This window comes from Bradyrhizobium sp. HKCCYLS1011 (assembly GCF_051167795.1).
Classification (GTDB): domain Bacteria; phylum Pseudomonadota; class Alphaproteobacteria; order Rhizobiales; family Xanthobacteraceae; genus Bradyrhizobium.
In genome coordinates this window covers 1-13,358 of record NZ_JBNPTT010000014.1, presented here as the reverse complement: position 1 = coordinate 13,358, position 13,358 = coordinate 1, and the positions used below count along the sequence as shown (strand labels likewise).

The window sequence follows — 13,358 nt, the reverse complement described above, 5'->3', positions numbered from 1 at the left end:
TGTCAGGCTTAGCGGTCAATCACGCTGTGCATTGGTCTCTTTCAAGGTGTCGATGAACGCACGCAGCGCCGAGGGGACGTGACGGTTGCGGGGATAATAGAGCGCAAGTCCGGGGATCGGCGGACACCAATCGGCAAGAACCAGGACGAGCTGCCCGGCGTCGAGCCAACGTTGCGCAGACGACTGCGGCACATAGGCAATGCCTAATCCATCCGCCGCCGCGTGAGCCATGAAATCATTGTCATCGAGCGTCAGCGCGCCCGGCACATCCACCGTCATCTCCTCACCGTGTTTGCTGAATTCCCAGCGATAGAGCTTGCCGCTCGGCAACCGATGACGAATGCAGCGATGCGCCCGAAGGTCATCGGGTGTGTTCGGGACCGGCTGTTGCGCCAGGTAGGCCGGCGATGCAACGGCGACGAAGCGGACGTCGCCGCCGAGCCTCACGGCCACCATGTCTTGAGGCACGTCCTCGGCCAGGCGGACGCCGGCATCAAAGCCGGTCTCGACAATGTCGATGAGGCGCCCGTCGGAGACGAGATCGAGTTCGACGGCAGGGAATTTCGCCAGGAACCGAGGAACCACCCGGCCCAGCAGCAGCCGCGTTGCGCTCTTGTTGGCGTTGATGCGCAGCTTTCCTGCCGGCGCGCCCCGCGCCTCGGCGAGCCTGTCGAGCGCCGCGTCCAGGTCCAGCAGCACCGGGCGAATGCCGGCGAGCAGCTGAGCACCGGCTTCCGTCAGCGACACGCTGCGCGTGGTCCGGTTCAACAGCCGCACGCCGACACTTTGCTCCAGGCCCAGCAGCGTATGGCTCAGGGCCGAGCGCGACACGCCAAGGGCATCGGCAGCCTTGCGGAAGCTGAGATGTTCGGCGACGGCGGCAAAGGCGGCAAGTTCATTGAACGTCGGTTTGGCCACTGGTGAAATTTCCTCACGGAGTCATCCAACACCGAATGCCTTATAGCGTCAGTTGGTCCCGCCTATCTCGCTGATGTTGAGAGATCATGGAGATTGGGAATGAGCAGGACATGGCTTATCACCGGGGCCTCATCCGGCCTCGGTCGCACAATGATGGAGCAGCTGCTGGATCGCGGCGACCGCGTCGTGGCGACGGTCCGGCGTGATAATGCGCTGGCCGATCTGCAGCTTCAGCACCGCGACAGCCTCACCGTGATCAGGCTCGATCTCACCGACACGGACAGCATCCGCAGGGCGGTCGATGCGGCGTTCCGGCGTTGGGGGTGGATCGATGTCGTCGTCAGCAATGCGGGCTACGGTCTGGTCGGAGCCGCGGAGGAACTGACGGATGCGCAGATCGAGCGCCAGATCGCAACCAATCTCACCGGCGGCATTCAGTTCATCCGCGCGGTGTTGCCGCATCTGCGCGCGCAGGGCGGTGGCCGGATTGTGCAGGTGTCGTCGGAGGGAGGCCAGATCGCCTATCCGGCGTTCAGCCTCTACCACGCCACCAAATGGGGCATCGAAGGCTTTGTCGAGAGCGTGGCCCAGGAGGTCGCCCCGCTCGGCATCGACTTCATCATCGCCGAGCCTGGGCCCACGGCGACCAATTTCGGCGCGGCCATCGTGATGGCGCCGCCGATCCCCGCCTACGAAGCAACGCCGGCCGGCGCGGTGCGACGCGCGGTCAGCGAACGCAGTTTCGAGCTGAAGGGCGACGCAGGGCGGACGGTCGCGGCGATCATTGCTGCTGCCGATAGCGGCAAGCCGCCGTTCCGGCTCGCTCTCGGCAGCACGGCTTTCGTCAATCTCACCCGCGAACTGAGGCGCCGTCTCACCGAGATCGAAGCGCAGCGCGATGTGGCCTTGTCCGCCGACCGCGATGCAGAGGCGCCGCCCGCCGGCGCGTCCCACGCGGTGACTTGAGCATCTGTCGCGTACGAATCCAGGAGCAATCCATGTCAGTATCGATGTCAGTGTCACGCCGCATCATCATCTCGCTCGGGCTCGTTCTCATGGCCACATCCGCGCGGTCTGCCCCGATCAACAAGGTGCTGGGCACGTGGCGGATGATATCGGCGCAGATCGATCCGGATGGGCGCAACGTGCCGGCCTATGGCCGTGCGCCGAACGGCCTGCTGGTGTTCACCGCCGAGATGCATTTCGTGGAGGTCCTGACCGACTCCACGATTCCGAAATTCGCGTCGAATGCGCGTGGCCACGGCACCGCGGAGGAGAACCAGGCGGCGATGGCGGGAAGCATCGGCTTTTTCGGCACCTATGAGGTGGACGAGAACGGCGAGTTCAGCGGCAATCGCGTCGAGGGCTCCACATTCCCGAACTGGGTCGGCGACATCAGGACGCGCAAGCAGCTGCGGCTCGAGGTGGACGGCGATCGCATGTCTGAGAATTTCCTGCGGCCGGAAGGGACCACGATCGTCATCACCTGGCAGCGTATGCGCTGAGACTTCGAGACATCACAGGGCTGCACACATCGCGTGCTCCGAAATCGGAATTGGACGCTCTGCTCACGTTTTGACCATTGCGGTCCGGGAACTTTGTGCGGCACGGGATTTTGACTAGGGCGTTTCGGCCGCGGTAGCTACGATTTTACGAACTATCTCCACTGCCGCAGCTTTACCCCCATTTCAGAAGGACCCCGCGCGATGGCCACGATAGCAGACCATATCGTCGAGACCCTGGAGCTTGCCGGCGTCAAGCGGATCTATGGCGTCGTCGGCGACAGCCTCAATGGGCTGACGGAGTCGCTGCGGCGGCGGCAGACCATCGACTGGATTCACGTCCGTCATGAGGAGGCCGCGGCGTTCGCGGCCTCGGGCGAGTCGCAGATCACCGGCCGGCTCGCGGTCTGCGCCGGCTCATGCGGCCCCGGGAATCTGCATCTCATCAACGGCCTTTACGACGCGCAACGCAGCCGCACGCCGGTGCTGGCGATCGCGGCCCATATCCCGTCCAGTGAGATCGGCGGCGGCTATTTCCAGGAGACGCATCCGCAAAACCTGTTCCGGGAATGCAGCGTCTATTGCGAGCTCGTCTCGGATTCCTCGCAGATGCCGTTCGTGCTGGAGAATGCGATCCGTGCGGCGCTCGGCGAGCGCGGCGTCGCCGTGATCGTCATTCCTGGCGATGTCGCGCTCAAACCGGCACCGAAGCGCCCGGCGGCCGCCGCAGCCGGCCTGCTGCCGCCGAAACCGGTGGTGCGGCCGGCCGAAGCCGAGCTTGATGCGTTGGCCAAGCTGTTGAACAGCGCGCCGCGCGTGACGTTGTTCTGCGGCCGCGGCTGCGCCGGCGCGCATGCCGAGCTGATGGCGCTGGCCGGCGCGCTGCAGAGCCCGATCGTGCACGCGCTGGGCGGCAAGGAATATGTCGAATACGACAATCCTTACGACGTCGGGCTCACCGGCTTCATCGGCTTCTCCTCCGGCTACGCCGCCATGCATGCCTGCGACATGCTGCTGATGCTCGGCACTGATTTTCCCTACAAGCAGTTCTTCCCGACCGATGTCCGCATCGCCCAGGTCGACATCCGGCCGAACCAGCTCGGACGCCGCGCCAGGCTCGATCTCGGCGTGGTCGGTGATGTCGGCGAGACCATTCGCGCGCTGTTGCCCAAGCTCAGCAACAAGTCCGACCGCCGCCATCTCGATGAGAGTCTGGCGCGCTACAAATCGGCGCGGCGCGGGCTCGACGACCTCGCCGTGGGCACGCCCGGCCGGCCGCCGATCCATCCGCAATACCTGACGCGCCTGCTCAGCGAGGCCGCCACCGACGATGCCGTCTTCACCTTCGATGTCGGCATGCCCACCATCTGGGCGGCGCGCTATGTCGCCGTCAACGGCAAGCGCCGCCTGGTCGGATCGCTGGTGCATGGCTCGATGGCGAACGCGATGTCGCAGGCGATCGGCATCCAGGCCGCGCAGTCCGGCCGCCAGGTAATCTCGCTCTCTGGCGATGGTGGCTTTGCGATGCTGATGGGCGATCTCATCACCCTGAAGCAGATGAAGCTGCCGGTGAAGGTGGTGATCTACAACAACGGCACGCTCGGCTTCGTCGCGCTGGAGATGAAGGCGGCGGGCTTCGTCGAGAACGGCACCGATCTGGAGAACCCCGATTTCGCCGCCATGGCGAACGCGATGGGGATCCACGGTCGGTGGGTCGAGGATCCCGGCGATCTGCCGGGCGCCGTCTCCGAATTTCTCAACCACAACGGCCCGGCCGTGCTCGACGTGGTCACCGCCAAGCAGGAGCTGTCGATGCCGCCCACCATCGGGCTGGAACAGGTCAAGGGCTTTTCGGTCTGGGTGATCCGCGCCGTCATGAGCGGCCGCGGCGACGAGGTGATCGATCTCGCCAAGGAGAACCTGCTGCCGCGGTGATGGTCGCATGGTGTTCAAAGTGGGCATCATCTCCGATACGCACGGTCTGCTGAGGCCGGAGGCGGTGCATCGTCTCGCAGGTGTCGATCACATCATCCACGCCGGCGATATCGGACGCGCCGACGTGCTGGACGGACTTCGCCGGATCGCGCCGGTCACGGCGATCAGGGGCAATGTCGATGTCGGCGAATGGGCAAGGGACTATCCCGAGACGACGACGGTGCGGCTTGAGGGGCGGTCGCTCTATGTCCTGCACGATGTCAATGCGCTCAGCATCGATCCCACCACGCTCGGAATCGATGCCGTCATTTCAGGCCATTCGCATAAGGTCCGGATCGAGACGATCGGCGGCGTGCTCTATCTGAATCCGGGAAGCGCCGGCCCGCGGCGGTTTCGGCTTCCGATCACGCTGGCAACACTCGACCTCGGGCCGGGCGATCTGCAGCCGGTGATCCACGATCTCGGTGCTGGCTGAGGTCGACGGTCCATTCTGCAAGATCCCGCCGCTTCGCGCGGCGGCTCCGACGGGACGACAGGTCGTCCCGTCGGGCAGGCGATGATGCGGTTACGGAAGATAGTTCGGTGCGGTCGGCCCGTGCGTGAAGTCGAACGCATCGAACAGATCGTCGATCGCGGGCATGTTGACCGGCACATAGGGATTGGCCGGCATGCTCAGCGGGTTCGGCAGGTTGTCGCGGCTGCGGTTGGTCAGCGGCCTCAACATCCAATTGCGCTCGATGAACTTCAGCAGCGACACGTGGTCACCATAGGAATGGTGAATCTTGCCGCCGTTCGAATAGGCAGACAACACCAGCAGGGGAATCCGCGGTCCGTCGCCGAAGAAGTCGATCGGCTGCACGAAGCCGGAATCGTAGTAGCCGCCGGCCTCGTCGAAGGTGATGAACACGGCGGTTTCCGCGGCGAGGCGGGGGTTCTTCTGCAGTTCGGTCAGGATGTTCTGCACATAGGCCTCGAACAGGTCGATCTTCGATGACTGCGGATGACCGTCCATATAGCCGTCGGGCTTGCCGAACGACACCGAAGGCAGCGTGTCGTTCTGGATCCCGGCGACCAGGTCGCGGGTATCCTTCATGTGCGCCGAGCGCTGGGCGGCATCGCCCATGATCGCGCTGAGATACTGGAACGGGTTGCAGATTGCGCAGTAGACCGCGCCCCAAGCATGATCAGGATCGCTGCCGGCCCATTCGTTCTTGTCCGCCGCGACGGCGGCGTCCTTCAGGCCCGCGCCGAACCAGGCCCAGGTGATCTGGTGCTCGTTGAGTTCGTCGCCGATGCTGCGCAGCGACGACGGCGGCACGCTGCCGCTCAACGCGCCGTTCGGGTTATAGCCGGGGTTCGAGTTGTTGATCAGATAATAGTGACCGGCTTCGCAGTTCGACTTGGCGGGGTAAGGCAGCCTGGCCAGATAGTTCACGATCGGCGCCACGCCAGGCTGGGTGCTGTCGGCGCAGTTCACGAAATTCTGGTCATTGGTGAAGTTGTTGATCGCGTTCGGATCCGGCAGCGTTGGCGAGGGGTTCGGATTGGCAACCCAGGACGGATTCGGCGCCGTCGCGTGGCCCTGGCCGTCGGAATAGTACAGGGCGTCGCCAGTGGCGAGCATCATGTGGTTCGGATAGGTGCCGCCGAGGAACGACTGATGGAAATTGTCGCTCAAGGTGAAGCGGTCGGCCAGCGTCTTGAAATACGGAACCTGTCCCTGGGCCATGTTGTAGAAGCCCATCGGGTTGCCGAGCGCCCAGGTCTGGTTGGTCGCCAGCATCGTGAACGGGAACAGGTCGTTCAGGCAGCCGGTCGGATTGGCCTGGGTCGCGCTCTCCAGGCTGCAATCCTGCTGCTGGGCAGCCTGGAAGAAGCGGTGCGTCTGGTCGCCGGTGTAGTCGTGCTCGCTGATATCCGGACCCTGGAACGGGAACGGGCCGGCGAGCGAACCGGCGCCGGGAATACGGGTATCGAGCATGCCCTGCGGCAGGTTGCTCCAGCCTTCGCTCAACAGACCGAACTGGCTGACCTGGATGTCCGGATCCTCGGAATGGACCAGCTGCGCCTCCTGAGCCCAATTCGGATCGCCATCGGGCCCGTAGAACGGGGCGGAGTAGCCGACGCCGTAAGGATAGAACGCATTCGGTCCCGAGGGCGCGCCGCCGGTGGTCGGCTGCGGCATCGGATGCAGCGACTTGTTGTAGGGAGTCTTGGCGATCTTCGGCGCGCCGATGTAGTAGCTCGGCTGCGGCGTGACCGAATATTGCTGAGCCAGCGCGTAGTTCGGACCCGGGCTGCCGTCGGCATTGACGATGCCCTTCGACAGCAGGTTGCTGATGGTCTGCCCCTTGCCCTTCGGCGTGTAGGTCGCAAAGGTGTGGTCGAAGCCGCGGTTTTCACCGATCAGGATGATGACATGCTTGATCGGGCTCGTGGTCCGCACCGCGTCGGCCGGGTCTGTCGTGGCTGCAATCGCACCATTTGCGATGGCAAGGATCGATGTCGCCACCGTAACATAGAGAGCTGTGGTCGATCGCCAGCTGCGACGACGACCGGAATGCGCGTAACTCATTGAAGGTCTTCTCCGTGAACGCAAATCGTTCAGGAATACCTTCATTGCAGGACAATATGACGCACACTCTGGAAATATGTAAAAGTTGAAATACAGTTTTATGCATTCCGGTACCGCCGGTCGAGTCAGCCGCGCGCCTCAACCGTGGAAGTCCATAATCCGGACTACTTAGTCCGGATCAGTTCGTCCCTCTTGCGTCCAACTGATCATTGGCCTCGCCCGGTCGCGGCACGATCCTTCAAGAATGATGGCAGTCCGCCGCTCAGTGCTCGACCGGGGCGGACTTTGCCGTGGTCTCCGCGATCGGGACCGCAGGAGCCGCCGGCGCTTGCGCCGGCTTGCCCGCCTGCCTGAGGTTTTGCCACAGCGCGGCATAGTGCGCCCGGTGAATCGCGGGATTGAACAGCGACCATTGTTGCGCGTTCGAGAGCAATTGCGGCAAGGCCGCGAAGGACAGCTTGCGATATTTTGCCAGTTCCGCCGCGGCGTCGTCGAAATGTCCGGCCGCAGCAGCGGTGCCGATGCGCCGGAACAGGATCACCGTGTCCTTGAGGATCGCGCGCGCGGCGAGGCGTTCGTGCAGGCCATCGCTCACCGTGGGGTCGCGGCGATCCGGAAACTGCTCAGTCAGATCGCGTAGTTCGCGGCCGATGGTGTCCACCGCAAGATCGATGACGGCGACATCATGGGCCGGAATGGCGGTGTCCAGCACGGTCGCGAAATCATTGATCTCCTTGAGCCGCGCCGTCACGCCCTCTCTGTCCAGCGGAACTAGGCCATCGCCGACGGCGACGAGATAGGCGATGAGGTCGGAGCGATCCTGCGGCGTCAGCGCCAGCTCATAAGTGCGTTCGAAATGCCCGACGACCTGCTCCAGCCGGTCGAAGCGGCCATCGTGGAAGTAGGGCGCATTGAAATCGGCGTTCAGCAGTGTCGGCGTCTTGAATAGGCCGCCGGAGCCGATGTTGTGCTGCTTGTGATCGACGAAACCTTCGGACGGAACATGGCAGGTTGCGCAGCTCATGTTCGGATCATGCGGAAACGGCCGCGCGAAAATCGCCTCGCCGCGCCGTTCCGCCTCGCTCGATTGCGAGGTCAGGCGGCCGCGAGCGTCGAGGCTCGTGTTGCGCAGGAAATCGATGTCCTCGATATAAGCGACCACGGCGTCGAGGATGGCGGGCGAGGGCTCGTCGCCGGCAAATTCGTTGACGATGACGTTGCGGACGAACTCGCGCAGCGAGGCGATCCGCCCGTCGTGACCGTAAGGGGCGAGGTAGCGCGCGCCGCGCAGGCTCGGAATCCGGACCGGGTCGAGCACGCCATTATGGGCCTTGGGATTGAACAGCGGACCCGTGGTGTCGAAGTTGCCGGGCCGGGTCGACATCCCCGGTATATAAAGCCTGGCATTGCCGGCGCCGTTGACGTGGCAGCTGCCGCAGCTCATGCCGGCGCGTCGCGCCGGGCCGCCCAGCAGGGTCGGGGAGTTGAAGGCGAGATCGCCGAGGTCGATCTGGTAGGACTTGAAGCCGCCGCTGGCTTCGGAGTGAAACACTTCGGTGGGCCGATACATCGCGTCTTCGTTCAGCTCGGTGCCCGGCGGCAGCACGGTCTGATCACCGCTGAGCGGAAACGCGGCCACCCGGCCGAGTCCCCATGCCAGGACCAGATTGATCGCAACCGCGAACATCGCTCGTCGTCTCATCACCAGACCGGTCCCTGAATTATGTCGATTGGCCATGTTTCTGCGGGCAGCGCCGCCGCTGTGTCAGGCAGGCCGTCGGCGCCTCTATTGGAGTTCAAGCGTCGGCGGCGTCAGGCCGATCTCGGGCGCCGCGGCTTGCAGCGTCATCACGAGCTCTTCACTGACGATGCGAAGCCGATCCTGATCGATCTGCCGGAGATCGCTCGCCACCAGCATGCGCTTCAGCTCGTCGATCCGGCCGTGCACCGTTCCGTCGAGCTTGGGGTCGCGGCTCTCGATCGCGCCGGCGAAGATCGTGGTGTAGGCCTGTTCGATGCCCTCGACGTTGTGCCTGATGTCGTTGAGGGAGGTGCCGCTGACGCGGGACTCGCCGCCATCGAGCTTGCTTTCGCCGACTTCGTAAGCCAGGCGTGAGAGGCCGTCGAGCAGCCCCTGCGGCGTCAATCGGGTCTGGCGCGCCTTGGCCGCCATCGCGGTCAGGTCGCGCAGCAACGCGTCGATCTGTGGCGAGACGTCGGCGCGGCCGGCGCTGAACAGCGTCACTTCGATGGCGTGAAATCCGGTGGGGCCGTTCGGCCAGGCATCGATGTCGCGGTCGAGCTCGGGCGCAAAGCCGCTGGTGAAGACCTCGGCACGTTCCCACCCGACCCGGGCTTCGATCCAGGCTTGTTTCGCCAGGGCGAGATCACCACCGGCGACGCTGTCGCGCAGCTTCTCGACGCTGGCGATGCTGCCATCGACGTCTGCAACGAGCTGCGTGCGATAGCGCTCGACCGCCGCATCGAACGATGCGGTCGGCGCGGTGTCGGCTGCGACCGGGCCGAGCCCGGCCACTGCCGTGAACAGCACGGCGGCGCTCAAGACCGAAAGCACGTGGATGGATCGGATGGCGTTAAGGCGATGACCGCGCATCGTCGATGTTCCCAGCTGCCTCTCGCATCGCCGGCCGGCGCATGGGGCACCTCGCGAACGATCGATAACGCGCGGCAAACTACTTCGCGGACCTTATCACTATTATGTCGACGTCGACCTTTTGTCGTCCGGTGCGGCACGACACGCGGTCAAGTGCGGCTGCATGGAACCACTTGCATGAGTTGGTCAGACAAAGGGCTTGTCCGGTTGCCGGACGCGTCGACGCACGGCCGCAGATCCCGTCGCGATGAAAGACCGCGATCTGTCATCTGGCCGATAGGTTAACGATGTTTAAACGCCGCCCGAGGGCGGCGATTGTCGCCGTCCCACCTTGGACAACGAGAGTACATCCTTCCCATGAAAACGCTTACTGCCCTCGCGCTCGTGCTGGCGAGCGCGCCGGCGGCCTATGCCGCAGGCAATCTCGACAATGAGTCGTTCATCAAGCAGGTCGGCTCCTACAACAGCGCGACAGTCTCGCAGAAGAAAGGCAACAACAACCAGGCGACGCTTCAGGCCGGCCAGTACAATTCGGTCCTGAGCACGCAGACCGGCGGCAAGCCGGGCAGCAACAATTCGGCCAACGTCCAGACCGGCACCGACAACACCGCGCTGATCACGCAGACCAACGGCAACAACACCCAGGGCACGTTCCAGGTTGGTCACGCCAACGGCGTGGTCACCACCCAGGTGAGCCACCTCGCCAACGGCCAGAACAACTCGCGTAACGTCCAGGTCGGTGACTACAACTCCGCCGTCACCACCCAGACCAATTCGGCCCCGAATCCCCAGGCGACCGGCGTCGCCTACGCCAACAACGCGTTCAGCGCGCAGTTCGGCGCCGGCAACAGCACCTACGCTACACAGACCGGCGGCCAGAACAACCAGGCCGCGGTTCAGGGCGGCACCGGCAACATGGCGGTGGTGACGCAATCGAACAAGGCGATCACGCCCGCCAACGCGCCGGTGGTCGGCGGCGCCAATACCTCCTTCACCGCGCAGTTCGGTGACAACAACATGATCACGGCGTCGCAGAAGACTGCGGATGCGAGCGGCACCTATGGCGGCTTCGCCAATGGTTACGGCAACGCGTCGACGGCGCTGCAACGTGGTGCCGACAACATCGCCACGATCGACCAGAAGGGCTCGGCGAAAGCGGGCGACTTCTCGGCGAGCCCCGGCGTGTTCAACGCCTCCGCGACGGTCCAGATCGGCGAGGCCAACTCGGTCACGGTGAAGCAGGGCGGCAGCACCGCCGGAAACTTCGGCGAGACCCCCGCCGATCAGGCCGCCAACGACACCAACGCCTCGTTCGTGGGGCAGCGCGGCGCCCTGAACAGCGCCGACGTCAACCAGAAGAACGGCGGCAATACCCAGGCGACGTTCCAGACCGGCTATGACAACCAGGTGACCGTCGCCCAGAAGACGCAGGCGCTCGGCACCGGCAATGGCAGCAACAATGCGCTGACCTCCCAGCACGGCGCCGACAACAAGGCCAGCGTTGCGCAGGCGATGGCGGTGCCGCTGTCGGTCGGTGCGAACAACTCGTTCATCAGCCAGATCGGCGGCTCGAACGTGGTCAACGCCGCCCAGACCACCGGCCAGCAGGCGGTGGCCGGCAACAACACCCAGGTCGCGCTCCAGGCCGGTTACGGCAACATGGCCACGATCTCCCAGGCCACCGGGGCCAACGTGTCCAACGCCTCGTTCACCGCGCAATACGGCTCGCACAACACCGCCGTGGTGACGCAGAAGTAACGAGAGACGATCAGCAATTGGGGGGCGGCCGGCCAAGCGCTGGCCGCCCTCTTGCTTGTGTGCTTGGCCGCGATACGATGCGAGCAGCGGACTGAAAGCGCTGGGGTCTTGTCGCGGTGTGATGCGATGATCGACGAGAAGAAGCTCGAGGAGCGCCTGGTTGCGCTCGAAGCGGCCAAATCCTGGAGCCCGCGCGTCGTGTCGCGGCTGGAGACGCTGCTGCGCTCGGCCCCGGACGAGGCGCTCTACCGCATCAATCCGATCCAGTTCGCCACCGAGAAATCGATTGCCGAGCCTGAAGCGATCGATCTTTTCCTTCATGCCTGCGTGGCCGGGCTGTTCGATATGGACTGGCTGCTGGTCTGTCCGATGTGCTCCGACGTGGTCGAGAGCTTCCGCACCCTGCGCAAGCTGCACACGCATTTCCACTGCCATCTCTGCCGAAGCGATTACGATGCCGCGCTCGACGACTACATCACGGTGACGTTTACGGTCTCGCCCGCCGTGCGCCGCATCCGTTTCCATGACCCGGATGCGCTGTCGGCCTGGGATTACGTCTTTCATTATAAGATGACACCGGGCGGCCTGATGCCCGACGGCGTACCCTGGAGCGAGACCGCCAAAGGGCTGGTGCGGTCGCTCGTCCGCATCGAGCCGGGCGCTGCAGCCAGTCTCGAGATCGAGGCGAGCGAAGGCGTGCTGCTCGGCCAGGATTTCGACAGCGACGCGCAGTTTGTTGTCCCGGTCACGCAAGAGGCGAGTGTCACGCCGTCCCATGTGCCGGTCATGCTCGACCCCGGCACATGCGTGCTCGCCGCGGCGAACATCGCGCCCGGCAAGGTCGTGTTCGAGATCAGCAACTCGAACAAGCTGCCGGTCGTGTTCGGCATCCTGCAGCTTCCGTCGGCGACGGATCAGCGCCCGAAGCTCCGCTTCACGCCGTCGCTGTCCGGCAAGCGGCTGTTGATGACACAGACCTTCCGCGATTTCTTCCGCTCGGAGGTGATCAGCGCGACCGAGGGTATCGCGGTGCTCGACGTGACCCTGGTGTTCACCGATCTGAAGGGCTCGACCGCGCTCTACGAGCGGATCGGCGACCTCAATGCCTACATCCAGGTGCAACGACACTTCCAGCATCTGCTCGACGTCACCGTGCGGCACAATGGCGCGGTCACCAAGACGATCGGTGACGCCGTGATGGCCGCGTTTTCGACCTCGGCCGATGCGGTGCGGGCGGCGCTCGAGATGCAGGAGGCGGTGGATCAGCTCAATCGCGACCGCCCGCAGCGCGATTTCATCCTCAAGATCGGCGTGCATCGCGGCGCATCGATCGCGGTCACGCTCAACGAGCGGCTGGATTATTTCGGTCAGACGGTGAACATCGCGGCGCGGGTGCAGAACCTTGCCGATGGCGACGAGATCTGCCTCACCGAAGACGTCTTTCGTGCGCCTGATGTGGCCGAGATCATTGCGCCATACAAGGTGACAAGGAGCGAGGCCGAGCTCAAGGGCGTCAGCAAGCCGATGTCGGTCTATCGTCTGGCGCGGCGGACATCATAGTCGGAACCCTTCCGCGGTTCGCGGGACGATAAATTCATCGCCGGTCGAGTGAGGCCACAAGTGCGGCGACGGCAGCCAGGAGCTTTCGCGCGTCCACGGGCTTCTGCAGGCGTGGCGCGTCGGCGAACTCAGACGGAATGGTGCTCGCGTCATAGCCGGTCAGGAAGATCAACGGGATGTTCCGGGACCTGATCGCCCGGGCCGACGCAAAGCTGGGGCCGGCGCCGAGGTTGATGTCCACCAGTGCACAATCAGGGTTGGTCTGATCGAGCAGGTCGAGCGCGTCCTCCATGCTGCTGACCGGTCCCAAGACGCTCGCGCCGGCGTCCTCCAGCGTCTGCCGTGCATCATCGGCGAGGTAGTAATCGTCCTCGATCACGAGCACGGATCGGCCGGCTAGCAGCATACTGCTCATGCGGGTTTCCTATCACGGATTGCCGATGCGCGTATAGATATTGCCGAACGCCTGCAGCCCGAACAGCGAGGCGGCGTGGTC

General features: G+C 64.4%; 11 protein-coding genes. 6 read left to right on the top strand and 5 right to left on the bottom strand.

What is annotated here, in order from left to right; all coding sequences use genetic code 11:
• Nucleotides 1-15 precede the first annotated feature (15 nt).
• Nucleotides 16-918: a LysR family transcriptional regulator gene (locus ACQR1W_RS35470; protein WP_434855123.1), complete on the bottom strand. Its 903-nt coding sequence runs from the start codon at nt 916-918 to the stop codon at nt 16-18.
• A 99-nt stretch (nt 919-1,017) separates the two neighbouring features.
• Here ACQR1W_RS35470 and ACQR1W_RS35465 point away from each other — a divergent pair, with 99 nt between their 5' ends.
• From ACQR1W_RS35465 to ACQR1W_RS35450, 4 genes are all read left to right on the top strand, one after another.
• Complete coding sequence (locus ACQR1W_RS35465; protein WP_434855122.1) at nt 1,018-1,884, top strand: SDR family oxidoreductase; 867 nt, start codon at nt 1,018-1,020, stop codon at nt 1,882-1,884.
• A 32-nt stretch (nt 1,885-1,916) separates the two neighbouring features.
• Nucleotides 1,917-2,423: a lipocalin-like domain-containing protein gene (locus ACQR1W_RS35460; protein WP_434855121.1), complete on the top strand. Its 507-nt coding sequence runs from the start codon at nt 1,917-1,919 to the stop codon at nt 2,421-2,423.
• Nucleotides 2,424-2,624: 201 nt separating this feature from the next.
• A complete protein-coding gene (gene poxB, locus ACQR1W_RS35455) occupies nt 2,625-4,355 on the top strand; it encodes a ubiquinone-dependent pyruvate dehydrogenase (RefSeq protein ID WP_434855120.1) in 1,731 nt (576 codons plus the stop codon).
• Nucleotides 4,356-4,362: 7 nt separating this feature from the next.
• Nucleotides 4,363-4,830 (top strand): metallophosphoesterase family protein, encoded by a 468-nt coding sequence (locus tag ACQR1W_RS35450; RefSeq protein WP_434855119.1) that lies wholly within the window; start codon nt 4,363-4,365, stop codon nt 4,828-4,830.
• 90 nt (nt 4,831-4,920) lie between these two features.
• Here the strand turns inward: ACQR1W_RS35450 and ACQR1W_RS35445 are convergent, their stop codons facing one another.
• From ACQR1W_RS35445 to ACQR1W_RS35435, 3 genes are all read right to left on the bottom strand, one after another.
• Nucleotides 4,921-6,930, bottom strand: coding sequence for a phospholipase C (locus tag ACQR1W_RS35445; RefSeq protein WP_434855118.1), 2,010 nt, complete (start codon nt 6,928-6,930; stop codon nt 4,921-4,923).
• Between the two features lie 262 nt (nt 6,931-7,192).
• Nucleotides 7,193-8,632, bottom strand: coding sequence for a cytochrome c peroxidase (locus tag ACQR1W_RS35440; RefSeq protein WP_434855117.1), 1,440 nt, complete (start codon nt 8,630-8,632; stop codon nt 7,193-7,195).
• Between the two features lie 84 nt (nt 8,633-8,716).
• Nucleotides 8,717-9,544 carry an EfeM/EfeO family lipoprotein gene (locus tag ACQR1W_RS35435; RefSeq protein ID WP_434855116.1) on the bottom strand — a complete coding sequence of 276 codons (828 nt, stop codon included), beginning with the start codon at nt 9,542-9,544 and terminating at the stop codon, nt 8,717-8,719.
• Between the two features lie 357 nt (nt 9,545-9,901).
• Between ACQR1W_RS35435 and ACQR1W_RS35430 the strand changes: the two genes are divergently transcribed.
• Both ACQR1W_RS35430 and ACQR1W_RS35425 read left to right on the top strand, forming a co-directional pair.
• The gene (locus tag ACQR1W_RS35430) at nt 9,902-11,302 is read left to right on the top strand and encodes a hypothetical protein (RefSeq protein WP_434855115.1); all 1,401 of its coding nucleotides are present in this window, start codon (nt 9,902-9,904) and stop codon (nt 11,300-11,302) included.
• 126 nt (nt 11,303-11,428) lie between these two features.
• Complete coding sequence (locus tag ACQR1W_RS35425; protein WP_434855114.1) at nt 11,429-12,862, top strand: DUF5939 domain-containing protein; 1,434 nt, start codon at nt 11,429-11,431, stop codon at nt 12,860-12,862.
• 34 nt (nt 12,863-12,896) lie between these two features.
• On the opposite strand, the gene ACQR1W_RS35420 is transcribed toward ACQR1W_RS35425, so the two are convergent.
• On the bottom strand, nt 12,897-13,277 hold the full coding sequence (locus ACQR1W_RS35420; RefSeq protein ID WP_434855113.1) for a response regulator: 381 nt from the start codon (nt 13,275-13,277) through the stop codon (nt 12,897-12,899).
• Nucleotides 13,278-13,358 lie beyond the last annotated feature (81 nt).